Annotated in this window: 32 protein-coding genes; 25 read left to right on the top strand and 7 right to left on the bottom strand. The window is 72.9% G+C overall.

All coding sequences use genetic code 11. The annotated features are described in order from the left end of the window. Positions 1-2 precede the first annotated feature (2 nt). From IF06_RS0110605 to IF06_RS0110525, 17 genes are all read left to right on the top strand, one after another. Entirely contained in the window at positions 3-410 is a 408-nt protein-coding gene (locus tag IF06_RS0110605; protein WP_030270622.1) for a hypothetical protein, read from the top strand. 86 nt (positions 411-496) lie between these two features. Continuing rightward, the gene (locus IF06_RS0110600) at positions 497-814 is read left to right on the top strand and encodes a hypothetical protein (protein WP_030270619.1); all 318 of its coding nucleotides are present in this window, start codon (positions 497-499) and stop codon (positions 812-814) included. A gap of 8 nt (positions 815-822) precedes the next feature. Beyond that, the gene (locus IF06_RS0110595; protein WP_157551472.1) at positions 823-1,221 is read left to right on the top strand and encodes a hypothetical protein; all 399 of its coding nucleotides are present in this window, start codon (positions 823-825) and stop codon (positions 1,219-1,221) included. Positions 1,222-1,252: 31 nt separating this feature from the next. Continuing rightward, positions 1,253-2,095 carry a hypothetical protein gene (locus IF06_RS0110590; RefSeq protein ID WP_198039656.1) on the top strand — a complete coding sequence of 281 codons (843 nt, stop codon included), beginning with the start codon at positions 1,253-1,255 and terminating at the stop codon, positions 2,093-2,095. Next, the gene (locus IF06_RS0110585) at positions 2,092-2,943 is read left to right on the top strand and encodes a hypothetical protein (protein ID WP_232236650.1); all 852 of its coding nucleotides are present in this window, start codon (positions 2,092-2,094) and stop codon (positions 2,941-2,943) included. The genes IF06_RS0110590 and IF06_RS0110585 overlap by 4 nt, the downstream gene beginning before the upstream one ends. 11 nt (positions 2,944-2,954) lie before the next feature. After that, a complete protein-coding gene (locus IF06_RS0110580) occupies positions 2,955-3,323 on the top strand; it encodes a hypothetical protein (protein ID WP_030270611.1) in 369 nt (122 codons plus the stop codon). A 3-nt stretch (positions 3,324-3,326) separates the two neighbouring features. Beyond that, complete coding sequence (locus tag IF06_RS0110575) at positions 3,327-3,746, top strand: hypothetical protein (RefSeq protein ID WP_030270605.1); 420 nt, start codon at positions 3,327-3,329, stop codon at positions 3,744-3,746. Between the two features lie 3 nt (positions 3,747-3,749). Then, the gene (locus IF06_RS0110570; RefSeq protein WP_030270603.1) at positions 3,750-4,502 is read left to right on the top strand and encodes a hypothetical protein; all 753 of its coding nucleotides are present in this window, start codon (positions 3,750-3,752) and stop codon (positions 4,500-4,502) included. A gap of 27 nt (positions 4,503-4,529) precedes the next feature. Beyond that, on the top strand, positions 4,530-4,940 hold the full coding sequence (locus IF06_RS0110565) for a phage tail tube protein (protein WP_030270601.1): 411 nt from the start codon (positions 4,530-4,532) through the stop codon (positions 4,938-4,940). A gap of 2 nt (positions 4,941-4,942) precedes the next feature. Beyond that, positions 4,943-5,437: a hypothetical protein gene (locus tag IF06_RS0110560; RefSeq protein ID WP_052166149.1), complete on the top strand. Its 495-nt coding sequence runs from the start codon at positions 4,943-4,945 to the stop codon at positions 5,435-5,437. Between the two features lie 3 nt (positions 5,438-5,440). Beyond that, the gene (locus IF06_RS0110555) at positions 5,441-5,866 is read left to right on the top strand and encodes a hypothetical protein (protein ID WP_030270597.1); all 426 of its coding nucleotides are present in this window, start codon (positions 5,441-5,443) and stop codon (positions 5,864-5,866) included. A 134-nt stretch (positions 5,867-6,000) separates the two neighbouring features. Next, the gene (locus IF06_RS32805; RefSeq protein ID WP_157551470.1) at positions 6,001-8,646 is read left to right on the top strand and encodes a hypothetical protein; all 2,646 of its coding nucleotides are present in this window, start codon (positions 6,001-6,003) and stop codon (positions 8,644-8,646) included. Continuing rightward, on the top strand, positions 8,646-12,011 hold the full coding sequence (locus IF06_RS0110545) for a hypothetical protein (protein ID WP_052166147.1): 3,366 nt from the start codon (positions 8,646-8,648) through the stop codon (positions 12,009-12,011). The genes IF06_RS32805 and IF06_RS0110545 overlap by 1 nt, the downstream gene beginning before the upstream one ends. Before the next feature lie 147 nt (positions 12,012-12,158). Next, positions 12,159-12,515, top strand: a complete 357-nt coding sequence (locus tag IF06_RS0110540; protein ID WP_030270592.1) for a hypothetical protein — start codon at positions 12,159-12,161, stop codon at positions 12,513-12,515. Continuing rightward, the gene (locus IF06_RS33910) at positions 12,515-14,167 is read left to right on the top strand and encodes a hypothetical protein (RefSeq protein ID WP_198039655.1); all 1,653 of its coding nucleotides are present in this window, start codon (positions 12,515-12,517) and stop codon (positions 14,165-14,167) included. Before IF06_RS0110540 ends, IF06_RS33910 begins: the two co-directional genes overlap by 1 nt. A gap of 41 nt (positions 14,168-14,208) precedes the next feature. Beyond that, positions 14,209-14,463, top strand: a complete 255-nt coding sequence (locus tag IF06_RS0110530) for a hypothetical protein (protein ID WP_198039654.1) — start codon at positions 14,209-14,211, stop codon at positions 14,461-14,463. After that, the gene (locus IF06_RS0110525; RefSeq protein ID WP_030270586.1) at positions 14,463-14,720 is read left to right on the top strand and encodes a hypothetical protein; all 258 of its coding nucleotides are present in this window, start codon (positions 14,463-14,465) and stop codon (positions 14,718-14,720) included. Before IF06_RS0110530 ends, IF06_RS0110525 begins: the two co-directional genes overlap by 1 nt. A 141-nt stretch (positions 14,721-14,861) precedes the next feature. Here IF06_RS0110525 and IF06_RS33575 read toward each other — a convergent pair whose 3' ends face one another. Next, entirely contained in the window at positions 14,862-15,035 is a 174-nt protein-coding gene (locus IF06_RS33575) for a hypothetical protein (protein WP_157551468.1), read from the bottom strand. Positions 15,036-15,161: 126 nt separating this feature from the next. Beyond that, positions 15,162-15,380: a hypothetical protein gene (locus IF06_RS0110515; RefSeq protein ID WP_030270579.1), complete on the bottom strand. Its 219-nt coding sequence runs from the start codon at positions 15,378-15,380 to the stop codon at positions 15,162-15,164. Between the two features lie 81 nt (positions 15,381-15,461). Here IF06_RS0110515 and IF06_RS0110510 point away from each other — a divergent pair, with 81 nt between their 5' ends. Continuing rightward, positions 15,462-15,746 carry a hypothetical protein gene (locus IF06_RS0110510; RefSeq protein ID WP_030270577.1) on the top strand — a complete coding sequence of 95 codons (285 nt, stop codon included), beginning with the start codon at positions 15,462-15,464 and terminating at the stop codon, positions 15,744-15,746. A 199-nt stretch (positions 15,747-15,945) separates the two neighbouring features. On the opposite strand, the gene IF06_RS0110505 is transcribed toward IF06_RS0110510, so the two are convergent. The 3 genes from IF06_RS0110505 to IF06_RS0110495 are packed head-to-tail and all read right to left on the bottom strand — an operon-like array spanning position 15,946 to position 17,086. Further along, the gene (locus tag IF06_RS0110505; protein ID WP_030270575.1) at positions 15,946-16,365 is read right to left on the bottom strand and encodes a hypothetical protein; all 420 of its coding nucleotides are present in this window, start codon (positions 16,363-16,365) and stop codon (positions 15,946-15,948) included. 5 nt (positions 16,366-16,370) lie between these two features. Beyond that, positions 16,371-16,775, bottom strand: coding sequence for a hypothetical protein (locus IF06_RS33905; RefSeq protein ID WP_198039653.1), 405 nt, complete (start codon positions 16,773-16,775; stop codon positions 16,371-16,373). Then, entirely contained in the window at positions 16,763-17,086 is a 324-nt protein-coding gene (locus IF06_RS0110495) for a hypothetical protein (RefSeq protein WP_084588803.1), read from the bottom strand. Before IF06_RS0110495 ends, IF06_RS33905 begins: the two co-directional genes overlap by 13 nt. 128 nt (positions 17,087-17,214) lie before the next feature. Here IF06_RS0110495 and IF06_RS0110490 point away from each other — a divergent pair, with 128 nt between their 5' ends. The 6 genes from IF06_RS0110490 (at position 17,215) to IF06_RS0110470 (ending at position 21,095) form a co-directional block, all read left to right on the top strand. Beyond that, positions 17,215-17,967, top strand: a complete 753-nt coding sequence (locus IF06_RS0110490) for a GntR family transcriptional regulator (protein ID WP_030270565.1) — start codon at positions 17,215-17,217, stop codon at positions 17,965-17,967. A gap of 107 nt (positions 17,968-18,074) precedes the next feature. Then, positions 18,075-18,485 carry a winged helix-turn-helix domain-containing protein gene (locus IF06_RS0110485; RefSeq protein ID WP_030270563.1) on the top strand — a complete coding sequence of 137 codons (411 nt, stop codon included), beginning with the start codon at positions 18,075-18,077 and terminating at the stop codon, positions 18,483-18,485. A gap of 319 nt (positions 18,486-18,804) precedes the next feature. Next, positions 18,805-19,104: a hypothetical protein gene (locus IF06_RS0110480; protein WP_030270561.1), complete on the top strand. Its 300-nt coding sequence runs from the start codon at positions 18,805-18,807 to the stop codon at positions 19,102-19,104. Between the two features lie 387 nt (positions 19,105-19,491). Beyond that, entirely contained in the window at positions 19,492-20,115 is a 624-nt protein-coding gene (locus tag IF06_RS0110475; RefSeq protein WP_013473989.1) for a DedA family protein, read from the top strand. A gap of 38 nt (positions 20,116-20,153) precedes the next feature. Next, complete coding sequence (locus IF06_RS33570; protein WP_141722566.1) at positions 20,154-20,336, top strand: hypothetical protein; 183 nt, start codon at positions 20,154-20,156, stop codon at positions 20,334-20,336. Positions 20,337-20,432: 96 nt separating this feature from the next. After that, positions 20,433-21,095 carry a DUF998 domain-containing protein gene (locus IF06_RS0110470; protein WP_013284022.1) on the top strand — a complete coding sequence of 221 codons (663 nt, stop codon included), beginning with the start codon at positions 20,433-20,435 and terminating at the stop codon, positions 21,093-21,095. A gap of 24 nt (positions 21,096-21,119) precedes the next feature. Here IF06_RS0110470 and IF06_RS0110465 read toward each other — a convergent pair whose 3' ends face one another. Continuing rightward, on the bottom strand, positions 21,120-22,523 hold the full coding sequence (locus IF06_RS0110465) for an NAD(P)H-quinone dehydrogenase (protein WP_013284021.1): 1,404 nt from the start codon (positions 22,521-22,523) through the stop codon (positions 21,120-21,122). Positions 22,524-22,629: 106 nt separating this feature from the next. Here IF06_RS0110465 and IF06_RS0110460 point away from each other — a divergent pair, with 106 nt between their 5' ends. Further along, on the top strand, positions 22,630-23,085 hold the full coding sequence (locus IF06_RS0110460) for a gamma-glutamylcyclotransferase (RefSeq protein WP_013284020.1): 456 nt from the start codon (positions 22,630-22,632) through the stop codon (positions 23,083-23,085). A 74-nt stretch (positions 23,086-23,159) separates the two neighbouring features. Here IF06_RS0110460 and IF06_RS0110455 read toward each other — a convergent pair whose 3' ends face one another. Then, positions 23,160-24,122, bottom strand: a complete 963-nt coding sequence (locus tag IF06_RS0110455) for a GNAT family N-acetyltransferase (protein ID WP_013284019.1) — start codon at positions 24,120-24,122, stop codon at positions 23,160-23,162. Between the last annotated feature and the right edge of the window lie 20 nt (positions 24,123-24,142).

Below are 24,142 nucleotides of genomic sequence, written 5' to 3'. Positions count from 1 at the left end.
TCATGCGCAGTGACCTGAAGAACGACGTCGCCCTGGCGCAGTCGCTGAAGGCGACCAACCAGGCCGACCCGGCTGTCCCGGTCAACGGCAGCGGGGTGGACCTGGCCGGGTACGACGCGGCGGTGGTGTGCATCGACGCGGGCGCCATCACCGGCGCCGGAGCGTCGCTGACCTTCGAGGTGCAGCACTCCGACGACAACGCGGCGTTCACCGCTGTCCCGGCCGCCGACCTGGACGGTACGGCCCCGGTCGTGACGTCGGCGAACCACAACCAGGTCTTCAAGATCGGCTACCGGGGCATCAAGCGGTACCTGCGGGTGTCCATCACGGCGAAGGCCGGCACCACGCCGACGATGGCCTGCGCCGCGGCGGTCGTGCGCGGCAAGCCGCGCGTGCGCCCGGCGGCCTGACCGCCTGGCGGATCCACTACACAACGCTGACCGGAAGGCCCGGCCGATCACCGGCCGGGCCTTCCACGCGAAAGGGGAACACCGGTATGCGGATCACGATGAAGACCCTCTACGCCACCCCGGAGCGGTCGATCGCCGCCGGCGAGACCGCCGAGGTGCCGGACAAGGAGGCCAAGGATCTGATCGCCAAGGGCTACGCGGTGCCCGAGGGCGACGACGAGGCCGATGGGAAGGCGCCGGGCAAGGCGCCCGCCCGAGGCCGCGGCCGCGCGAAGCCGCCCGCGGGCGGCAAGAACGACGGCGGCACCGGCGATACGGACGGCCAGGGGGACGGCGACGGCCAGGGGGACGGCGACGGCCAGGGAGACGGCGGCGCTGGCGACAACGCCGGCGGCGGTAAGTAGCCATGGCGGTGCGGCTGCCCGCGGCCTCGCGTAACGCCGCCGTCGACGCCGTCTGTGGCCGGCTCAACGGCGGCACCGTCGAGATCCGCACCGGGGCGCAGCCGGCCACCGCCGCTGACGCCGCGACCGGGACGTTGCTGGCCACGTTCACCATCAACAACCCGGCGTTCGATGCCGCAGCGAACGGCGCAGCGGCGCTGGCGGTGACTCCGCAGCTCCAGGCGACGGGGGCGGCCGCCGGTGACGCGGGCTGGTGGCGTGCCAAGACGTCCGGCGGCGCCACGGTGATGGACGGGTCGTGCTCGGCGACGGGTGGCGGCGGTGACCTGACCCTGAACACCGTGGCGGTCAGCGTCGGGCTGGCGCTGCGGTTGACGGGCGGCACCGTGTCCATGCCCGCAGGCTGACCGGGCGAGCATCCTGGTGGCGGCCGTCGTCGTGGGTGCAGCCTCGGGTAACACCGGTGCCGGCACCGTCAGTACCCCGATCGCCACGGCGTTCCACGCTGACTGGCAGCCCGGCGACCGCGCGCTGCTGTTCGGGCACCCGTCCGGCGCGGCGCTGGCCCTGACCCCCTCGGCGGGCTGGTCGGCTCCGGCCGGCCCGTCGTGGCCGGTTTCCGAGGGCAGCAACTCGCGGCTCTACGCGTGGACGCGAGAACTTCAGAGCGGCGACGCTCCGCCGACCCTGACTCCGTCCGGCGCGATCACCTGCGCGTGGACGATGGTTGTGCTGCGCGGCGTCGGCGGCATCGCCCAGGTCGCAGTCAGCTCGGCGGCCGGCAGTCCGCTGACCTTGCCGACGCTGCCGGGCGTCGCCGCCGGCTCGGCGCTCGTGGCTGCCGCTCACTGCCGGGTCGCCTCCAGCACCATCCCGACCGTCATCACGCTGCCGGGCGCGTACACGAAGCCCGTCGACCACGCGACCAGCCGGCCCACGGCCAACGCGAACATCCGCGCGGCCGCCGGCCACCAGGTGGCCGCCGCGTCTGGCTCGTACGGCGGTGACCTGGTCACCTCGGATGTGACCGGGTCGATGCTGGCGCTGCTGGTCGAGCTGCCGGCCCTCGGCACCGACGCCGCGCTCACCGCGACGCTGCCCGCGCTCACCGGCCAGATCGCCGCGGCCGCCGCCGACGACGCCGCTTTCACCGCCGCGCTGCCCGCGCTGGGGGCGCGCTGGTGGGGGCAGGCCGGGTCGTCGTCGGGCGCCGCTGCCCGCATCGTCACGGACACCACGGGCGGGCGACTCACCACGGACTCTGCCGGGAGGTGGATGTGACCAGCCGCGATGTGGGCGACCGGATTGACCTGCGGCACCGGGTCCGCGACGCCGACGGTGCACTGACCGACGCGACCGTGACCGTCGTCGTGACCCGGCCCGACGGCACGCTGCTGTCTCCCGCCCCAGCCGCGTCCCGGGCCTCCCTCGGCGTGTACGACGCGTCGTTCCTGGCTGACTCGGCCGGGCAGTGGGCGTGGACGTGGACGGCGACGGGCCTCGTCGATGACGTCACGCACGGCAGTGTCGATGTCGGTGACCCGGCTCCGCCCACGTACATTCCGCTGTCCCTGCTCAAAGAGAGCTTGGGGATCACGCCCACCGACGCCACGCGGGACGTGCTGCTGGGGCAGAAGCTGGCCGCGGCGTGCCGCAGCATCGACGACCACTGTGGCCGCTTTTTCTACCGCGGCCGTACGGTCATCACCCGCAGCATGCCCACGGCGGGCCGGCTGCTCGACGACAACAACCCCGACGGGCTGCTGCTGCTGGTCGACGACATCGCCGACACCACCGGCCTGGTGGTACAGGTGCGCACCAGCCGCACCGGGGCCTGGACCACCTTCACCGACTTCGAGCCGGAGGAGCCGGTCCGTCCGGGGTGGCCCGTGACCGGGCTGCGCGGCAACTGGACCAGCCGCAGCCGGGTGCGGATCACCGCCCGGCCCGGGTGGCCGGCGGTGCCGGACACGGTCGCCGAGGCGGCGCTGCTCCAGGCGAGCCGGCTCAACAAGCGCAAGGACACCCCCGAGGGGGTGTTCGGGTCCGCCGACTGGGGCGGGGCCGTGCGCATGGCCCGCGTCGACCCGGACGTGGCCACCCTGCTCGTCCCGTTCACCCTGCGCTGAGGAGCCGCCACGTGAGCACAGACACCGATCCGATCCTGGCCGCGCTCGCTCGTCAGCGCGACGAGCACGCGGCCGCCGGACAGCTGGCCGAGGTGCACCGCGTCGACCAGCAGATCATCGCGGTGCAGACCCTGGCCCGGCTCGACGCCGACCGCGCCGCCGCCGAGCAGGCCGGCGCCGCGGACGCGGTCGCCGCGATCGACGCGCAGGGCCGGTTCTGGGCCCGCCAGGTCGACCTGGCGGCCCTCGCGGAGGCCGCGGCCGCCGGCGAGCACGGCGGGACAGACGCCCGCCGCCGTGCTCCGCTGGCCACCCCGCCCGCCGAGGAAGAGGAAAGCCCGCAGCTCCCGGGCGGCGCGGCGAAGCGCAAGGGCAGCTGACCGGTGGACTTCGCCGCGGTCTCTGAGCGCCTCGCGGACACCGGCAGGAAGGTGCCGGGGATCCTGCGCGCGGATCCGTTCGTGCCGGACTCGGTCGAGCCGCCGCACCTGTACGTGGGTGAGTGGGTCATCAACTACGACCAGAGCTTCGGCGGCCTGGTCGACGCCGAGGTGCTGGTGCGGCTGCTGGTCTCCCGCGCCGACGACCGCTCCGGCCAGGCCCGGCTCCAGCAGTTCATGCGTCCCGCCGGGCCGGCCAGCGTCAAGGCCGCGCTGGAGGCCGAGCCGACCCTCGGCGGGCAGATCCACGACCTGCACGTGCGCCGCTTCCAAGGGCACCGGCTCTACCGGGTCGGCGACGTCACCTTCTACGGCGGCGAGTGGCCGGTGCGGGTCATCGGGTTCGACAGCGGAGAGGGGTAGGCCGTGGCGGAGATCCTGAAGAACGTCCGGCTGTTCAACGGCGGCGTCGACCTGACCGGCCGCACGAACAAGGTGGAGCCGCAGGCCGAGGCCGAGGACCGCGACGTGACCACGTTCGGCTCCTACGACCCCGCCACGGACAAGATCTGGAAAGAGGTCATGGCCGGCACGAAGTCGGCGAAGCTGACCGCTTCCGGGTTCTGGGAGGCCGGCGACCCGTCGAAGGTCGACGACGCGCTGTGGGCCGCGCTCGGTGGCGTCGGCGCGTGGACGGCGTGCCCGCGCGGCGCCGCCGTCGGTGACACCGCCTACGTCATGGGCGCGATGCAGGGCCAGTATCAGCTGCTCGGCGGGCAGGGCGAGGTCGCCCCGTGGGCGGCGGCCTGGTCGTCGACGTCGCCGCTGGCGCGCGGGGTGCTGCTGCACCCGCCGGGCCTGGCCCGCACCGCGACCGGGACCGGCACGTCGGTGCTGCACGTGGCGGTGCCTGCCGGCGGTGAGCTGGTCGCCGCGCTGCACGTCCTGTCCGTCGCCGGCACTGGCTCGCCGTCCCTGGCGGTGAAGATCCAATCCGACGACGCGACCGGTTTCCCGTCCCCGACTGAGCGGGTCGCGTTCACCACCGCGACCGCGGTCGGTGGGGAGGCCCGCCGGGTGGCCGGCGCGAGCACCGACACGTACTACCGGGCCAGCTGGACGATCACCGGCACCGGCCCGTCGTTCCTGTTCGTCGTCTCGCTCGGCGTCTCGGCCTGAGCATCACCACCACGAAGGAGATACGCCATGCCGCTCATGGTGCTCAAGGCCGCGTACCTGGCCGTCAACGGTGTCGACCGCTCCGCCAACACCTCCAAGTGCGAGGTCACCGCGGAGGTCGAGGAGAAGGACGTGACCACGTTCGCGTCTCAGGGCTGGAAGGAGGTCCTCGGCGGCCTGGCCTCCGGCGGCGTCGCGGTCACCTTCAAGAACGACGTCGCCGCGTCGGCGCTCGACAGCGCGATGTGGGCGCTGTTCGGCCAGGTCGTGACCTTCGAGGCCCGGGCGACCAACGCGGTGGTGGGTACCTCGAACCCGAAGTACACCGGCAACATCCTGATCAAGAACTGGACGCCGATCTCCGGCTCGCCGGGCGACGTCAACGAGGCGTCGTACACGTTCCCGTCCTCCGGCCCGATCAGCCGGGCGACGGCCTGACGATGGACCACGTCGTCGTCGAGCCGGACAACCGGTCGTTCTCCCGGGTGGCCCGGGCGCTCGAGGACGAGGCCGGCGGCGAGGAATGGCGTGCCGAGCTGGCCGCCGAGCTGCACGCGGTGCTGGAGCCCGGGGTGGCCGCGGTGCGCGGCGCGCTGATGGGCATGGCCACCGGTGGCCTGGACGACGGCCACGAGCCGCTGCGCGCCGCGGTCGCCGCCGGCGTCGAGTCGCAGGTGCGCGTGGACGGTCGCCGCGCCGGCGTCCGGATCCGCGCCCGCAAGACCAACCTGCGGGGGTTCGCCAACGCGCCCAAGCGCCTCAACGCCAGGCGGGGGTGGCGCCACCCGGTGTTCGGCGACACCGAGACGTGGGTGACGCAGATCGGGGCGCCGGGCTGGTTCGACGACCCGCTGCGGCGCCTGCACGCCCGGTTGCGCTCGGCGGCCGCGCGGGCGCTGGACAACCGTGCACGACGAATCGCGAGGAGAGGCTGACCCATGTTCTTGGTGTACCGGCCGGAGGACGGCGAGGAGCAGCGGTGGGAGTACCGGCCCGGCCGGCTGCGGGTGATGGAGATGGAGGCCATCGAGAAGCACACCGGCCTGGCGTACGCGACGGACTTCAAGGCGCAGCTGCTCAAGGGGCAGACGGCGGCGCGGCGGGCGCTGCTGTGGACGATGCTGCGCCGCCAGCACCCGACGCTGAAGTACGCCGACGTGGACTTCTACGACGACGAGCTGCTGCTGGAGCGCACCAAGAGCGAGATCGAGGCCGAGATCGCGGAGGTGGAGAAGCTGCCCGACGGTGACCTGTCGCCCGAGGATCGGATGCTCACCCTGGCGGTGCTGCGGCAGCAGCTGGCCGACGCCCCGGACGACCCGGGAAAAGCCCTCTCGCCGAGCGACGCCACGCCTACGCCCTGAGCATCGCGTCGCTGCTGCACATCCCCCTGTCCGAGCAGGACCGGCTGACCGTCGACCAGTTCCTCGCCGCGTGCGAGCAGGTCGACCAGGCGCAAGCCGAGCTGGCCAAGCAGAAGTAGGGAGGTGCCCTGCCCGTGTCGGATACCAGCCTGGTGTTCAACACCGTCGGCCGCGACCGCGGCGTGTCCCAGCTGCTGACCCGCACGGCGGGGCAGGTGCGGGCGGCGAACCTCGCCTCGGCGGCGTCCACGGTCGCGCTCGGCGGGGCGATGGCGTCGGCCGGCGCGCACGCGGTGGCGCTCGCGTCGTCTGCGGTCGGCGCGGCCGGGGCGATCTGGCTGCTGCCGGCGGCGATCGCCGCGACGGCGTTGCAGGTGGCGGCGACCCGCACCGTCACCTTCGGCCTGGCCGATGCGTGGAAGGCGACTGGGCAGGCCGCCACGGGCGGCGGCGGGGCGGCGGCTGGCGCCGGCCGCCGGGTGGCGGCCGCGCAGCGGGAGGTGAAGACCGCCACCGAGGCGCTGGCCGACGCCCAACGGGCCGCCCTGGCCGCTCAGGAGGCCGTCACCCGCGCCCGGCAGGAGGAAGCGGAACGTCTCGACGATCTGTCGCGCAGCGTCCGGGAGGCCCATCTGGACGAGGGCGACGCGATCGCGGCGGTGGCCGACGCGGAGCGGGACCTGGTCCGGGCCCGGCAGGGCGGGGTGCCGGAGGACATCGCGAAGGCCGAACGGGCCTACGCGCGGGCGCAGCTGGCCGTGGAGCAGGTCAAGGACCGGGTCGAGGACCTGTCGGCCGAGCAGGAGGACGGCGCCCGCAAGGGCGTCGAGGGCTCGGACGCGGTGCAGGCCGCGCTGGAGCGCCAGCGTGACGCGCAGCGGCAGGTGGAGCAGGCCGCGCAGCGGCTCGCTGACGCGCAGGAGGCGGTGCGGGAGTCCAGCGCCGGCGCGGCGTCGGGCGGTATCGACCCGGCGGCGGAGGCGCTCGCGAGGCTGTCGCCGGCGGGCCGGGAAGTGATCCTGACCCTGCGGGCGCTCGCGCCGGCGTGGGCCGGCGCGGCCCGGGCCGGCCAGCAGGCGACCTTCCGCAACGTGGCCGGTGACCTGCGGGACCTGTCCGGCGTCTACCTGCCGCGGGTGACGACGTGGCTGGGGCGGATGGGCGGCAGCTTCAACGTGGCGATCCGGCAGTCGGCGGGGCTGCTGCGCACCAGTGCCGGTGTGCGCGACGTCGACCGGCTGCTCGACAACACGGCGAAGACCACCGACCGGCTGGCCCGGGCGGTGCGGCCGGTGGTCAACGGGCTGCTCCAGTGGGTGGCCGTCGGCTCCAATTTCCTGCCCGGGCTCGCCGGGAACGTCGGCACGATCGCGACTCGGTTCGAGCAGTGGTCGATCAACGCGCGCCGCTCCGGCGATGCCCAGCGGTGGATCTCCACCGGGCTGACGGCGCTGCGGCAGTTCGGTGCGCTGGCGTGGAACGTGGTGATGTCGGTCAAGGCGGTGCTCGGCGCCGGCGACAACGGCGGCGGCACCCTGGACGCGCTGGTGGCGGGGTCGGCGGCGATGCGGCAGTGGCTGGAGTCCGCCGAGGGGCAGGAACGCGTCGGGCAGGTCCTGTCCACGCTGCGGTCGATCCTGACCGGCCTCGGGCAGGTCATCCCGGTGGTCGCCGCGCACGGCGACGAGTTCAACGACGGCCTGAACCTCACCGGGCAGGTCGTGTCCTTCGCCGCCGGGCACCTGGACACCCTGGCCAAGTTGTTGCCGGTGATCGCCGCCGGCTACGTGATCTCGAAGACGGCGCAGACCGCGGCGAACATCGCCACGGTGGTGGCTCTGCCCATCCGGGTGGCTGAGGTGGCCGCGAACTGGGGCATGCGCGCGGCTCTCCAGGCGCAGACGCAGGCGCTGATCGCGAACACCGCGGTGCACCGCGGCGCCACGGCGGCGGCCGCGGCGGAGACGGCGGCGACCAACGGCGGGATCCTGGCCCGGGCCCGCGCCGTGGTGGGCATGGCCGCGCAGCGGGTGGCGATGGTGGCGACCCGGGCGGCGACGCTGACGTGGGCGGCCGCGCAGTGGGTGCTCAACGCGGCGATGACCGCCAACCCGGTGGGTCTGATCATCCTCGCGGTCATCGCGCTGATCGGGATCATCGTGCTGATCGCCACCAAGACGACGTGGTTCCAGACCGCGTGGAAGGTCGCCTGGGGTGCGATCAAGACGGCCGCCGCGGCGGTCGGCGACTGGTTCGTCAACACCCTGTGGAAGAAGTGGATCCTGGGCGCGTACAACGGGATCGTCTCCGGCGGCGCCCGGTTCCTGAACTGGTACCTGTCTCTGCCGGGGCGGCTTGGGCGCGGCCTGGCCAACGTCGGCCGGATCATCCTCGCGCCGTTCCGGTGGGGCTTCAACCAGATCGCCTCGTTCTGGAACCGTACCGTCGGCCGGCTGTCGTTCCGGGCTCCGTCGTGGATCCCGGGCGGCATCGGCGGGATGGGCTGGAGCATGCCGACCCTGCCGCTGCTGGCCCGCGGCGGCAACATCACCCGCGGCGGCGCGGCGATCGTCGGTGACGGCGGCGAGCCGGAGATCGTGGATCTGCCCACCGGCGCCCGGGTCACCCCGCTGTCGCAGGCCGGCGGCGCCGGGGGTGTGACCACGCTGCGGCTGGAATCGGACGGCACCCCGATGGCCGACTTCCTCGTGGAGATGCTGCGCGCCGCGGTGAAGGTGCGCGGCGGCAACGTGCAGGTCGTGCTCGGAAGGAGCAGCTGATGGCGTTCCCGACGACTCCCCTCGGTCTCACCACCGAGTTGCACCTCGGCCCGTCTCTCGGCTGGGTCGACGTCACTCCCGACGTGCGTGTCGGATCCGCCAGCTCCGGCGGCGGGGTGTCGATCAGCCGGGGCCGCCCGAACGAGGGCAGCGAGGTCGAGGTGGCCCGCTGCGGCCTGGTCCTGAACCACCGCGACGGCAAGTACTCGGGCCGGAACCCGGCCAGCCCGTACTACGGGCTGCTGGGCCGCAACACCCCGATCCGGGTCCGTGTCGCCGAAGCCGGCCCGGGCGGGGCGCTGGCTGTCGACGGGCGGCGCGGCGCCGGCGCTGCCGCTCAGGGCGCCGCCGTCACCGGCCCGCACACCTCACTCAACGGCACCGGTGATCTGGACGTGCGGGTGTGGCTGCGGCTGCCGCAGTGGACCGACCACACCCGTGCCTTCATCGCCGGGAAAGACGACGCCTGGGCATTCGCGATCGGCGACGCCGGGAACCTGGAGTTCTACTGGGTCAACGGGTCCAGCGTGCTGACCGGAAGCAACTCCGGGCAGTTCCGGCCGGCGCCGCTGCCGGACGGGTCGCTGGCGTTGCGGGTGACCCTGACCGTGGCGACCGGCGTGCGGACGTTCTACACCGCCCCCACGATCGCCGGGCCGTGGACGCAGCTGAGCCAGGGCACGTTCGGCGCCACCAGCGTCAAGGCCGGGCCGTACGGCGTCGAGGTCGGCCGGGTGTCGTCGTTCGGCGCGTGGGGCATGAACGGCGAGCTGTACGGCTTCGAGCTGCGCCACAGCGGCGTCCTGGTCGCCGCCCCGGACTTCACCACCCTGCGAGCCGGGGACACCCAGCTCGTTGACGCTCAGGGCCGCACGTGGACCTGGTCCGGTGGGGCCATCCCCATCGACCGCGGCGCCCGCTTCCACGGCGAGGTGAGCGCGTGGCCGCCCCGCTGGGACATCTCCGGCAAGGACCGCTGGGTGCCCGTCGAGGCGGCCGGCGTGACCCGCCGCATGTCGCAGGGCAACAGCCCGGTCATCTCGCCGATGCGGCGGACGCTGACCGCAGCCAATCCGGCCGCGTACCTGCCGCTGGAGGACGGCGAGAACGCGACCCGGCCGACCAGCGCCGCCGCCGGCATCGGCGCGGGCAGCTCCAACAAGGTCACCTTCGGAGTCACGAGCGGACGGCTCGGCGGCACCGTCGCTGCGGCCCAGATGACCGACTTCACGTCGTTCATCAGCTCGCCCGTCGTCGCCCGGCCCGGGTCGTCGACCTGGTCGCTGATGCTGTTCATGAAGCTGCCGTCGCAGCCCAGCGGCGGCGACGTCACCTACCTGCGGCTGCACACGAGCGGCGGCACCGTCGCCCGGTGGGATTTGCAGGCGTCCTCGGGCGGCTTCCGGTTCGTCGGGTACAGCCGCACGGGCGCGGTCGTCGACGACGAGGGCATCCTCAACGGCGGGGTGCTGCTGACGAGCTGGTTGCTGATGTACGTCGAGTTTTCCCAGGTCGGCGGGAACGTGTCCTGGCGGCCGTACTGGACGAACGCCGGCAACAGCTTCTACGCGTCGCCCGGCTCGCCGTTCACCTACGCGGGCGCGTTCGGGTATCCGACCAAGGTTGAGGTCGTCGGCTCTGCCTATCTTCAGGACGGCCTGGTCTCCCACCTGGCCGTCGCCGACCAGCGGCTGTTCCTCGCCGAAAACCTGGCCCAGGTGTCCACCGGCTACGCGGGCGAGACCGCCGGTAACCGGATCATCCGCCTCGCCGCGGAGGAAGGCGTCCCCGTGACCGTGTGGGGCTACCCGCACGACACGGAGGTCATGGGGCCGCAGCCCATCGCGCCGCTGCTCGACGTGCTGAGGGATGCGGCCAAGGCCGACGGCGGCATCCTCACCGACGCCCGCAGCCACCTGGGCCTCACCTACCGGACCCGGGCGAGCCTCTACAACCAGCCGGCGGTGCCGCTCGACTACGCTGCCGGGCACATCAGCCCGCCGTTCGACCCGGTCGACGACGACGACGCGACCCGCAACGACATCACGGTCAGCCGCCCCGACGGCGGATCCGCGCGGGCCGTGCAGACCACCGGGCCGCTGTCCACCGCGAACCCGCCCGCCGGGGTCGGCACCTACGACACGTCGGACACCGTCAACGTCGCCACCGACGACCAGCTCCCCGACCAGGCTGGCTGGCGGCTGTGGCTCGGCACCGTCGACGAGGCCCGCTATCCGCGCATCCGGGTAGACCTCGCCGCGCAGGCGCTGGCATCCGATCCGGCTCTGACGCAGGCGGTGGCGCGGGTCGACGCCGGCGACGCCCTGTCGCTGACGACCCTCCCGCCGTGGCTGCCGCCCGGTCCGGTCAAGGTGCTGGCGCAGGGGTACGCCGAGCACCTCGACGTCTACGACTGGACGATCACCTACAACGCGTCTCCCGGCTCGCCGTGGGACGTGGCGGTGGTCGACGGCGCGGCCCGCGTCCCGGCCGACGGCAGCACCACCCTCGGCCTCCCGGCCGGGAACATGTCGATGCTGCTCGCGTCCACCGACGAGAACGGCCCGTGGACCGAGGACGCCGCCGATTTCCCGCTGAGCCTGCGGGTCGGCGCCGAACAGGTCGCCGCCTCGGCGATCGGCCCCGCCGCGGCGGACACGTTCACCCGCACCGTGTCGAACGGCTGGGGCGCGGCTGACACCGGGCAGGCGTGGACCGTGTCCGGCGGCGCGACGTCGGACTACAGCACCAGCGGCACCGTCGGCCGGATCTCCAACGGCACCGTCAACGTGCTCCGGTACGCCCTGGTCGACCTCGGCACCACCGACCCGACGCTGCTGGTGGAGATCACGAACCCGCTCGCCGGGCCGACCGGCGCGCCGGTGACGCACTGGGTGCTGTTCCGGGCGGCGGACACCAGCAACTACTACTGCGCGCGGCTGGACATCAAGGTCGGCGGCGGCGTCGACCTGGTCCTGCTGAAGCGTGTCGGCGGTGCCCTGTCCGGCAGCCTCGCGTCGGCGGCCGGCATCGGCACCCACGCGGCCGGCGCGACGTGGCGGGTGGCCGTGTTCGCCCGTGGCTCGCTGCTGCGCGCGAAGGCGTGGCGGACGACCGTCGCGGAACCGGGCTGGCAGGTCGAGGCGACCGACGGCGATCTGACGTCGGGCACCCTCGGCGGCCTGGCGACCCGCCTGGAGTCCGGCAACACCAACACGCTCCCGGTCGTGGTGTCGGTGGACAACGTCCGGCTGATCAGCCCGCAGCGGGTGACCCTGTCCGCCCGCGCCGTCAACGGCGTGACCCGGACCTGGCCCGCCGGCACCGAAGTCGACGTGTGGCAGCCCGCGGTGCTGTCGCTGTGAGAGAGGGGACCTGACGTGCCCATCACCGTGCGGTCGGGCATGCGGTTGACCCCGGCCCGGCTCAACGACCCTGCCCGCGGCCAAGCGTTCTCGCCGACGGCGCAGACGGGTGTCTCAGCGGAGGCAGTGTCCCTAACCGTCACGAACATGGTCTTCAAAGGCGGGTGGGCGTACCGGGCATACCTGAGGGGCCTGCTCTACGCGTCCGCCGCCGGCGTGCTTGCCCACTTCCGGCTGCGGCAGACCGGGCTGAGCGGCACCGACTACGGCGAATACGGCCGCGTCGAGGCGAAGGGGTCAACGGTCGGCACCTCGGTGATGGTGTCCGGCACCGTCGTGCTGACCCGCTCCGCGGCCTCCGACCTGACCACCGACGTGGCGCTGACGGTCGCGGCGTCCACCGGCACGGTCAACGTGCACGCCTCGGCGGCCTCGCCCCGATACCTGTCCATCGAACCGATCGGCCCGGCGTCGGAGTACCTCGGGCTGGGAGTGGATGTCTGATGACGCTGATCGGCTGGTGCCCGGGCGGCCGGAAGGTCGCCGACATGCTGGATACTTACCGGGGCACCGGGGTAGCCCGGATCTTCGTCGGCCGGGGCGATCCGCTGCCGGCGTGGGACAGTCTGGTACTTGGGCCGCTGGTCGCCGCCAGCGTGCCCGTGCACCTGTCGTACAAGACCAACCCGGTGCCGGACGTCGTGGCCTGGTCCAGGCGGAAGCCGCCCGGACTCCGGCTGTTCCTCACCGAGGACCACGAACCGGAGCAGGGCCCTGAGTCCGGCGACCCGACCCTCGACGAGTTCCACGCCGCCTGGGGCACGCTGGTGCCGGCGTTCGACGCCCACCCGATGCGGGACGAGATCTGGCTCGGGCCGGTGTTCACGCGCTACTGGTGGCAGAAAGTGGCCGGTGACCGCCGGTGGCTGCCGAAGGTGCCGGTGGATTTCGTGGGCTGGGACGTCTACTCCGACGTCGGCTACCGCACCCCCGACGACCTGCTCACCATCCCCCGCGCGGTGGCCGCCGAGACCGGCGTGCCGTACCTGGTTGCTGAGTTGGGCGCGAAAGCCGGCCCGGGCCGGGCGGCATGGATGCGCGCGATGGTCGAGGCCATCGCGGCGGACGGCGCGCTGACCTGCTGCTGGTTCCACAAGGACGAGTGGGACCTGAGCAGCAGCCCAGACCGGACGACCTGGCAGACGATCATCCTGGAGGAGGCGCCGGTGACTACCACCGCTCCGAAGAACCTGCTCGACGCCCGCCGGCTGCTGCTGAACCACCTCGACATCCACCCCGGCAAGGTCGTTGCGGCCGACCTGGACCCGGCGGAGGTCGGCATCGTCGGCGACCCGGCCCACCGCGGCGGCTACCACTGCGGCTCCGACCGGGTCGTCCCCCGGGACTACTCGGTGATCGAGTCGGCCCGGGACCGGGCCGGCCTGGCGAAGTGGGCGTGCGCGCTCGACGTCGGCGAGTTCTCGGTCCGCTCCGGCGGCACGACCCACAACCTGCGGACCTTCTCGGCCTGGCTGGTCGCGCAGTGCAAGGCCGGGACCGCCGACACCCGGGACATCCGCGAGGTCATCTACTCGACCGACGGCAAGACCGTCCGCCGGTGGGACCGTCTCGGGAAGCGCACCACCGGCGACAGCAGCCACCGGTGGCACACGCACATCTCCTACTTCCGGGACGCCATCAAGGCGGGCCGGGACCAGACCGCGCTGATGCGCCGCTACCTGACGCACATCGGCCTCATCAAGCCGCCGGCACCGCCGCCGGCCCCGACCCCCGTGGAGGACGACATGGAGCAGACCGACAAGCTGACCGGCCGCACCGACAACGCGAACCGCACCGTCGGCGCGGTGCTCGCCGATTTGGCGAACCTGCGTAACTGGCTCCTGTCGCCGGTGGGCGCGCAGGACGGCTACACCGCGCCCGCTCCCGGGTCGCCGCTGGCGCTGCTGCTCTCGATGGCGGCCGGCTTCCCGGCGGCCACCGACGGGATCCGCGAGCGCCTCGACCAGGTCGCCGCCGAGGTGGCGGACAAGGTCCTCGCCGGGCTGCCCGACGGCGACACCGGCCCGGTCAGCCGGGCGGAGCTGGTCGCCGCGATCCGCGAGGTCCTCGCCGGTCTCGCCGTCCCGGCGTCGTGACGTTGCAGACGTGGGCCGCCGCCGGGGTCATCCTCGGCGTCGTGCTCACCGCGCTGACGCTCGCCGCGGTGATAGGTCGGCCGCTGCGCCGGCTGGCCCGGCAGAACGACGAGTTCCGGGAGGACTGGTACGGGGTGCCGGCTCGGCCCGGGCGTGCCGCGGTACCGGGTGTGCCGGAGCGCCTGGCGCTGATCGAAAAGGAGCTCAAGCCGAACTCCGGGTCGACGCTGCGCGATGCGATCGGTCGCGTGGAGACCCGGCTGGAAGACCACATCCGATCCCACGGAGGAGCATGATGGACCGCCGTCCCCGCCCTGTCCTGATCATCACGATGACGCTGGCCGCTCTCACTGCCGTGACCGGGTTCGCCGGCCTGGCCGATCTGCTACCCGCCACGGCCATCCTGTGGCTGCTGCTCGTCCAGGCCGTCGCGGTCGCCGTCGCCGGCGTGTACCTCCAGTCGGTGGTGACGCCGCTGGCGGACCCGCGTGACGACGCTGGCCGTCGGCTGGCTGCGGTCCGGCCCGGCGACCGGCGCGAGCTCAGCGACTGAACCTGCTCGAAGACGAAGCGCCCCCGCTCGGCTGCGGCCGGGTGGGGGCGCTTTCGTGTGTCCGGTCCCCCGGAGAAGTTGACCTTGCAAGAGGGCGGCGGAGGACCGGCTGGGGCCCGGTTTCCCGGGCCCCTCCCTTGCTCAGCTGATCGGGTCGTAGCCGAGGCGGGCCACCACCTGCTCGTACCGGCGGACCGTGTTCCGGTAGCCCATCCCGTCTGGGGTCATCGTCTTGAGCTGGTTGGCCAGGCGGCGGGCCTCGGCGAGGTCGCGGGCGTCGGCGTCGGTGGCGCTGGCCTGGATCGTGGTCTGCATCTCGGTCTCCCTCTCGCTCTCTGTACCTAAATTCTACAGTGCCCTAGCATTCCGCGCAATAGGGTGGCCTAGAATTTCCCGGCGGGGGCGACCCGCACCCTCGCCCGCCGCCGGCCCGCCGATTGCTCAGTAGAGGTAGCCCCAGGCGCGCTCCGCTGCCGCCTTGCAGGCCGGGTGGGCGACCTCGCCGGTCTCGGCGCAGATCGCGTGGACCTCGCCGGGGGCGATCTGGCCCAGACAGCCGGTGCACTGGCTGGCGGTCTCGCAGTCGGGGCAGGCGTGGCTGGCCTTGTGCGCCTCGGCGTCGCAGAACTTCTTGCTGCTGTGCCAGGTGAAGCTCGCCATCTCGGTGCCCCTCTCGCTGTCTGTGCCTAAATTCTATAGCGCCCTAGCATTATCCGCAATAGGGTAGTGTAGAATTTTGGCATGGACACGCTTCGCGCTCTGGCCGACCAGCTCGCCGCCGCGTCGGCGGCCGCCGACCCTCTGGACCGCTACCAGGATCTTCACGCTCTCGCCCCGGCGCTGAAGGCTGCGCTCGCCGCTGAGATGGACGCGGCCATCGCCGAGGCCCGCGACGCGCTGCCCGAGGACCAGGTCGCCGACCGCGCCGGCGTGACGGTTCACGAGGTGCGTCGTCGGGTCACCGCGCACCGCAAGCGCACGGGTCCGCCTCGGCGGCCCGGGCGCCCGGGGAAGTCGGCCGAGTAGCGCGCGTACGCGAAGCGCCCCGCCTGGCTGCGGCCGGGCGGGGCGCTCTGCTGCTGTCGGGTCTCGTCACCGTGCGTTGGGTGGCGCATACTGTGGGGCGTGACTACCACTGGCTGGCGGCTGAACCCGCCCGAGTCCTACCGCCGCGCCACTGTGCGGCAGCGGATCCGGCTCGCCCTGGCCCGGTTCGCCCGCGCCATCACCGCGAGGTCGTGAGCTTGCACTGCACAGTCCCGGCCGCCCGGTCCCGGACCCGGGTGGTGCCGTCGGTGATCTCGCAGGACAGCGGGTCCGTGCGGTGCCCGGTGGCCGTGATCGTGATGGTGATCCGCAGCCCGGAGGTGTAGTCGAGGGTCTGCCGGTACGCGCCGCCGGCGACCGACTTGCGGGTGTAGTCGCCCCGGTCGTCGCCGGCCTTCGCCGCGCGGACCACGACGGAGTATGGGCCGTCGCCGCTGGCGTTGATGACGGCGGTCATCTTCCGCTTCGGGTCGACCTGCCGGTCGGCGGGGTCGCGGTCGCTGCGGGTGCCCTCGCCGTCGCAGGCGAGTCCGACGACGAGCAGGGCGACGGCGGCCGCGACCTTGACGGCGCGGCGGGGGTGACGAGAATCGAGCATGATGATCAGGCCTCCTTGGTGGTCTGGTCGAGGCCCCGGCCGGCGCTGCGATCGCCGCGTCCGGGGCCGCCCCTGTGCGGGGGCGGGCTGGTGGGCGTCCGCCGGGGCGGTACGCGGGTGGCCGGCGGCCGCGGCTGTCCGCTGGCGGGCCGGGCGGCGCGCCGGGTGGCCGGGCTGGACAGGACCTCCACGCCGGCGGTGACGTCGATGTAGAGCTCGCGCTTGGCGGTGGCGTCACCCGCCGCGTTGAGGACGTAGCCGGTCACCCAGGCGCTGCCCTCGTAGGTCGGGCGGGGGTCGACGGAGACGACCCGGATGGTGAGCGCGCGGTCGCCGCCGTACTGGACGCCGGCGGCGCGGCCGATGCGCAGCACGGTGCCCGCGGTCCAGGTCTTGGCTACTGGGTCCACGAGATGAACCGCTCGTTCAGCTCGTGCGCCGGGGTGGCGGTCAGTTTGGCCGCGGCAGCGAAGAGCAGCTGCCCGACGTAGATGGCGAGATCGGCGCGGTCCGGGCCGTACGCCTCGGCCAGGATGGTGCGCGCCGGCGAGCATGGCCAGGCGGCGCCGCCGCAGGCCGGGCAGGTCCAGGCGGGCTGCTCGGGTACGTGGGCGCCGCCGAGCAGCTGGGGCAGGGCTTCGAGGCTGCGGGCGATGGTGCGCGGACTCATCAGGTCGCGGTCCGCCTGGGCGCGGTGGCGGCGGGCGAGCCATTCCGTCATCGTGCGCCTCCCCTCGGTCATGATTTGCGTACGCAAAACGCTGTGCTACCGAGTGTGAGGAGGATCTGCTGGCCCGTCAAGGATTTGCGTACGCATACTGGTGGCGTGATCGGACGAAGGGAGGATCCATGACCGGGTATCGGGAGATCGCCGCGCAGCTGCGCGCGGCGATCGAGTCCGGGCAGTACCCGCCGGGCAGCCAGCTGCCGACCGAGCACGACCTGGCCGCGCAGCACGGGGTGTCCCGGGAGACGGTGCGCCGCGCCCTGGCCACGCTGAAGGCGGCCGGCTTGCTGACGTCGGCCACCAAGCAGGGCACGACGGTGGCGCGGCCACCGGTGCGGCTGGAGCTGGCGCACTACGCCGGGTCCGCCGACCCGGCGCGGCCGGGCCGGGAGCTGGGCCCGTGGGAGACCGCGTGCGCCGAGCAGGGCGTGGCCGGCCGCGCGGAGGTGGTCGACGTCGCGGTGGTGCCGGCGTCGCCGGCGGTAGCCGCTCGGTTCGGGGCCGCGGCCGGGACGCCGCTGGTCCGGCGGACCCGGCGGATGTACGCTGGTGACGACCTGGCCCAGCTCCAGGAGTCGTACGTGCTCGAGGAAATCGCGGCGGGTACGCCGCTGGCCGGTGAGGGCAAGCTCGTCGGCGGTCTGTACGCGGCGATGGCAGCCGTTGGCGTTGACCTGGCCGACGCCACCGAGGAGGTCGCGGCACGGCTGCCCACGGCGGCCGAGCAGGACGCGCTCGGGCTGCCGGACGCGGCATGGGTGCTGGAGACCTGGCGGGCGACCCGCGACCGGGACGGCCACGTCGTCGAGGTGCTGCACAGCGTCTCGGACGCGCGTCGGGTGGCGCGCGTGTACGGAGCGCTGCCCATCGGCTGATCCGCGCGCTGATCCGACCCCCCTCTGCCGGCCCCGTGTGGCCGGCTTACTCATGCTCACGTGCCCACGTGTGGACGTGAGGATGACGCGCCATAGCGTGACCGTCCATGATCGACCCTGCGTCGGGTGTGCCCGCGTGGCGCCAGCTCGCCGACGATCTGCGGCGGCGGGTCGTCACCGGCGAGTGGCGGCCGGGCACGCGCCTGCCGTCGGAGACCCGACTCATGCAGGAGACCGGCGCCGGCCGGACCACCGTCCGCCGGGCGATCGCCGCGCTCCGCGCCGAGGGCGTGGTGGAGGTGCTGCACGGCTGGGGCACTCGCGTGCCGGAGCGGCGGGAGCCCGAGAGCGTTCAGGCGGGACCGGGCTCGGTGATCACGACCCGGATGCCGACGCCACAGGAACGCGCGACGTTCCGGGTGCCCGACGGCGTGCCGATGCTCGTGGTGACCGGCCCTGACGGGCTGGCGGACGCTTATCCGGGTGACCGCGTCCGGGTCGAGGTGCAGTGGCCATAGCACCCCCGGCTTCCGATATAGGCTCTTTACGCGATTTTGCAAGTCTCGCCACAAAGAATTGATGAGGCGACAAGCTGCATTGATGGGCACCTTAGTGATCGCTCACGCTCGGTGCATGGTGCTGGGATGCTGACAAGCTGTCAGCTACAGATCGTGTCCCCGGTAGCATCGATACCCGGCGCTGTCCAGACCCCCGTAGGGCCGACAGCCGCCGCTCATCTGATCGGGGGTACCGCGCTCCGGCAGGCCGGGTGTTTGATCAGTCTCCTTAACTCTTCATTAAGCAAAATTTTGCGTGGGGGAAATGAGGGGATCCTGGATGCCGATCAAGGGATTAGTCGCCGGCGTTCTGGTCGCGTGGATGCTGGTGGCGACCGTGGGAGCGCGATACCTCAGCGACCGCGCTTTTGTGCTCGCCGTCAGCGCCGTAATGGTGGTCACGCTTCAGGTGGCCCAGCGGCCGGCGGTGCTGCTGGAGGTGCTGCGCCTGGGCGAGTGGATCGGGTGGCGCCGCGCGCAGGCGTCTCGTCGTAGCCTCGTGGACTCTCCGACCGTTGACCTGAGTCAGTACCGTCAGCAGCGGCAGCAAGATCGACGGGTACACCACGGGTACAACTGAGGCCGGTAAACAAGGGTAGAACCGAGTAAAGTCCGGTAGGTGAAAGTCCAGCTCAGACCGCAGATCACGCGGTGAGTCGAGGCCATGAAGAGGCGGGTCGCCGGCACGGGACCTGCCGGCGACCCGCGGCGGCCCGGGCATCGGGAACGGGGGACCCGACGGCTCCGGTGCCGCGTCCGACCAACGGTACGCCGGGAATCGACGATGCGCCGCCCCGCCCCGGCGCGTATGCCCCGGTGACCCGTCACTCGCGGGCGGGCCGCCTCGTTTCACATCTACGGCCTGCCGGTGTCGGCTGTCACCGTGCGGTGGGGCCGGTGGTGGTGACGCCGGGCACGGCGTCAGGCTCGATCCGGTCGAACGGAGAACTCCGGCGAGGTGGCGGTCGTGGCCGAACTCATCTCTGACGTCGCGTCGCCCATGTGGGCGTACGCGCTGCTGCTGATCCTGCTGATCGCCGACGCCTTCGTCCCGGTGGTGCCGACCCAGCTCGTCATGATCACCAGTGGGGCGCTGACGGTGTACGGCGGGCTCAGCCTGCCGCTCACCATCGCGGTCGGCGCTGCCGGTGTGTTCATCGGTGACCTGGCCTGCTACCTGATCGGCCGCAGTACGCCGACCCGCCGCGCGGCACGCGCCACGCCACCCGGACGGGCACGCCGCGCCGTCACCCGGGTCACCCGTGGGCTGCGCGAACCGGGGCCAATGGTGATCCTGCTCTGCCGTTTCGTACCAGGCGGCCGGATGGCGGCCTGCTTCTCGGCCGGGCGCAGCCGCTACCCGTACCGCCTGTTCCTGCCGTACGAGGCGGCGGCGGCGCTCGCCTGGTCCAGCTACGGCACGCTCGTCGGTCACCTGGGCGGTACGGCGCTGACCCACTCGGCGTGGCGGCTGCTGCTGATCGGTGGGGTGGCCGCTGCGGGGTTCGCGCTGGCCGGGTGGGCGATGACCTGGATCAGCAGCACCCGGCAGACCCGCGCCGAGGCCACCGCCGACTCCGCCGGCAGCTGACCCCCGAGCACCTGATCGACGTAAAGGAAGCACAGGCCATGAGCGACGCGGCGAGATGGCACGACGTCAAGGCCAGGGCCCGGCGAATCGATCCTTCGTGGGACGACGCCGAGCGCGCGGCTCGGCGCAGACATCTCAGGGAGCAGATGCTGGCATCGATCGCCGCCGCGCAACCGGCGGGAGACCGGGCGGACGATCCACCTCGACCCGACCTCACCTGACGCGGTTCTCGGGGGGCCGGTAGGGGACGACCCGGGGAGTGAAGTGGGTGGTGGTCCCGGATCCGTCTGGGGCGGTTCCGGCGACAGGCTGGCCGTATGCCTGGAACGCGGAGCAGCGGCCTGCTGGCCCTCGGCGGGATCGTCCTGGCGGCGGTGCTCGCGATGGTCGGTCATCTCGAGGTGAGCGACGACCTGGATCCCTGGTCGCTGACCGTCAGCGACTTCGCCGTCTCCGACCGGGGCGGCGTCATCGACACCGCGATGGCGGTGCTCGCAGCGGCCAGCCTGGTCCTGCTGCCGTCGCTGCGCCGGGCCGGTGCGGGCCGCGTGCCGCTCGCGCTGCTGACCGCCTGGTCGGCCGGGCTGCTGGCCGCCGCCGTGGTGCCCACGAACGAGCCGGGCACGCCCATGGACACCGCCGCGTACGTGCACCGGTACGCCTCGGTGCTGTCGTTCCTGGCCCTGCCGGTCGCCGGCTGGCTGCTCGCCCGTCACCCGGTCGCCGGAGCCGCCGCCTGGCTGCGCGGACTGACCGTGGCCAGCCTGGTGCTGGCGGGCGCGATGATCTGGTCCGCCTACCCGGGCGACCGCGCGCTGCTCGGCCTGATCGAGCGCCTCCTCATCCTCACCGAGACAGCCGTCATAACCACCCTGGCCCTGCACGCCACCCTGAACCCCAGGACCAGCGCCGTCGATCATGCAGTTGCGACCCCGCACGGACCGGGCATACCGGTCGGATCGGGGGCCACAACTCCATGATCGACGAATGCCCGCGAACGGCTGCTACTCCAGCTCGTGGAGCATGAGCTGGCGGGCGGCCTCGGTGATGGAGCCGGACAGGCTCGGGTAGATGGTGATGGTGTGGGCCAGCTCGTTGACGGTGAGGTTGTTCTCCACCGCCATCGTGATCGGCAGGATCAGCTCGCTGGCCTTCGGCGCCACCACCACGCCGCCGATCACCTGGCCGCTCGCCGGCCGGCAGAACAGCTTGACGAAGCCGTCGGCCAGGTCGTCCATCTTCGCCCGGGCGTTGCCGGACAGCGGCAGCATCACCTGGCGGGCCGGGGTCTTGCCGGCGTCCACCTCGTCCTGCGAGACGCCGACGGTGGCCAGCTCCGGGTCGGTGAAGACGTTCGCCGCGACGGTGCGCAGCCGCAGCGGCCGGACCGCCTCGCCCAGCGCGTGCCACATGGCGATGCGGCCCTGCATGGCCGCGACGCTCGCGAGCGGCAGCACGCCGGTGCAGTCACCCGCCGCGTAGATGCCCGGCACGTTGGTACGCGAGACCCGGTCCACCGTTACGTAACCGCCCCGGGCCAGTTCCACGCCGTACTCGGCCAGGCCCAGGTCGGCGGTGTTCGGGATCGAGCCGACAGCGATCAGCGCGTGCGAGCCGGTGACCTGGCGGCCGTCGGAGAGCACCACCTCCACCCCGTCGCCGACACGGCGGACCGCCTCGGCGCGGGAGTTGTTCAGGATGCTCATGCCCCGGTTGCGGAACACCCGCTCGATCGCCGACGCGGCGTCGGCGTCCTCGTGCGGCATGACCCGGTCCCGGCTGGACACGAGCGTGACCTTGACACCCATGGCGAGGTACGCGCTGGCGAACTCGGCACCGGTCACACCGGAACCGACCACGATCAGGTGCTCGGGCAGCTCGGGCAGGTCGTACACCTGGCGCCAGGTCAGGATGCGCTCGCCGTCCGGTACGGCGGTGGGCAACTGGCGGGGGGTCGCGCCGGTCGCGACGAGCACCGTCGACGCGGCGATGGAGTATTCGGCGCCGCCGTCGGCCGGGGTGACGATCACCCGGTGGGTGTGGCCGAGCGTGTCCTCGCCGAGCCGGGCGGTGCCGGCGACGAACTCGACGCCGGCCTTGACGAGCTTGGTGTGGATGTCGGCGGACTGGGCCAGCGCGAGCCGCTTGACCCGCTCGTGCACCGCCCGCGCGTCGACGGTGACCGCCTCCAGGCCGTCGGAGTGCACCCCGAACTCCTCGGTGTCCCGGTAGCCGGTGACCACCTCGGAGCTGGCGATGAACGTCTTGGAGGGCACGCAGTCGGAGAGCACGCAGGCGCCGCCGGCGCCCTCCGCCTCGACCACTGTGACATCGGCGTCCAGCTGTGCGGCGACCAGAGCCGCCTCGTACCCGGCCGGCCCGCCGCCGATGATCACGATCTGGCTCACAGAGCCATCCCTTCGTCGAAGCTCACAGTGACTTTCTTCTCCCCGTCCCGTCCGACACGCACTGTCGTATTCTCCCCCACCCGTCGGCCGGGCTATCGTCGTCGCCGTGCGTCTCTACGCTGCTTACGGCTCGAACCTGGACCCCGCCCGCATGCGCGCCTACTGCCCGCATTCGCCGATGGTGGGCACCGGCTGGCTTGAGGGGTGGCGGCTCACCTTCGCCGGCGAGGACGTCATCGGGTGGGAGGGCTCGGTCAGCACCGTGGTCGAGTCCCCCGGTGACCGGGTGTTCGTGGCGCTCTACGACATCCACCCGTACGACGCCGCGCAGCTCGACGAGATCGAGGGCGTGACGGCCGAGACGTACCGCAGGCTGACCGTCCGCGTCTCGACGCTCGACGGCGACGTGACCGCATGGGTCTACGTGTTCGACGGGTACGAGGGCGGGCTGCCCACGGCGTGGTACCTCTCGGAGATCGCGAACGCCGCGGAGAAGGCGGGCGCGCCGGACGACTACGTCACCGAGCTGCGGTCCCGCCCCACCGGCACCGCGTCCGCGTAGCGCGTCTCCCACACCGACAGTCTGCGCCGCGCGGCCCTACGGGCGCTCGGCGACCCCGGTACGCGGGTGCCGGGTCACACCCGCGAGGCGGGCACACTCCGCTCGTACATGTCGGTCCAGCGCTCCTCCACCAGCCCGACGGAGCGGTAGAGCGTGACCGGCGCGGTCGGGTTGGCCAGGTCGACGCCCAGCCCGGCCCCGGCGCGGCCCTTCGCCGCGTAGACCGCGAAGGCCCGGCGCAGCAGCGCCGCACCCACCCCGCGACGCCGGTACGCGGGCAGCACCGACAGCGTCCGCACCCACCCGAGGTCCTGGTCGAGCGCCTGGTCGGAGGACTGGAGCGCACCGGCCGGCTCGCCGTCGACCTCGGCCAGGAACCACTCGTCCCAGACCTTGCCGTACGACGGCAGCAGCTCCCGCCACTGCTCGAAGTCGAGCGGGTCGTGGTCCGGGGTGTCCCGGAACGCGGTGTCGTAGATCCGGTGGAACAGCCGCAGGTCGCTCTCGTCGTCGGCGCGCAGCGACCGCACCGTCACCCCGGGCGGGGGCGCCGGCTCGGCGGGCAGGTCGGCGAACGAGCGACTCATCCGGATGTAGCGCTTGATCCGGGTGAACCCGGCCTCGGTCAGCTCACCGGCCCAGCGGGTCTCCGGCGCGTACACCCCGGTGCGCGCGGTCAGCGCGGGCAGGCCGCGCTCGGCGGCCCGCTCGGCGACGCGCTCCAGCAGCCGGGCAAGCAGCGGCGCGCGCAGGTCGGCGCCGCGGTCGGGGTCGACGAGGACGTCCACCCACTCCCGGCCCACGCCGCTCGGGTTGGCCAGGATCGACCAGGCCACCGCCGTACCGTCCGGGTCGGTGACCAGCCAGGAGTCCCGGTCCGGGTCGACGAACGGCGCGGTCAGCGCGGACCGCACGTCCTCGTCGTCGAAGTCCGGGTAGCCCACGGCGAAGGTGTCGGAGGCGTGCACCACCGCGAGGATCGCGGGCACGTCGTCGAGGGTCGGGCGGCGGGCCGACCAGCCGGCGGGGAGCGTCACGGGCCAGATCCTGGCAGCCG

This window comes from Micromonospora globosa, from assembly GCF_000717585.1.
GTDB classification, from domain to species: Bacteria; Actinomycetota; Actinomycetes; order Mycobacteriales; family Micromonosporaceae; genus Micromonospora; species Micromonospora aurantiaca.
Note: the sequence above shows the minus strand (reverse complement) of the source record. Positions and strands in the feature narration are given on the sequence as shown.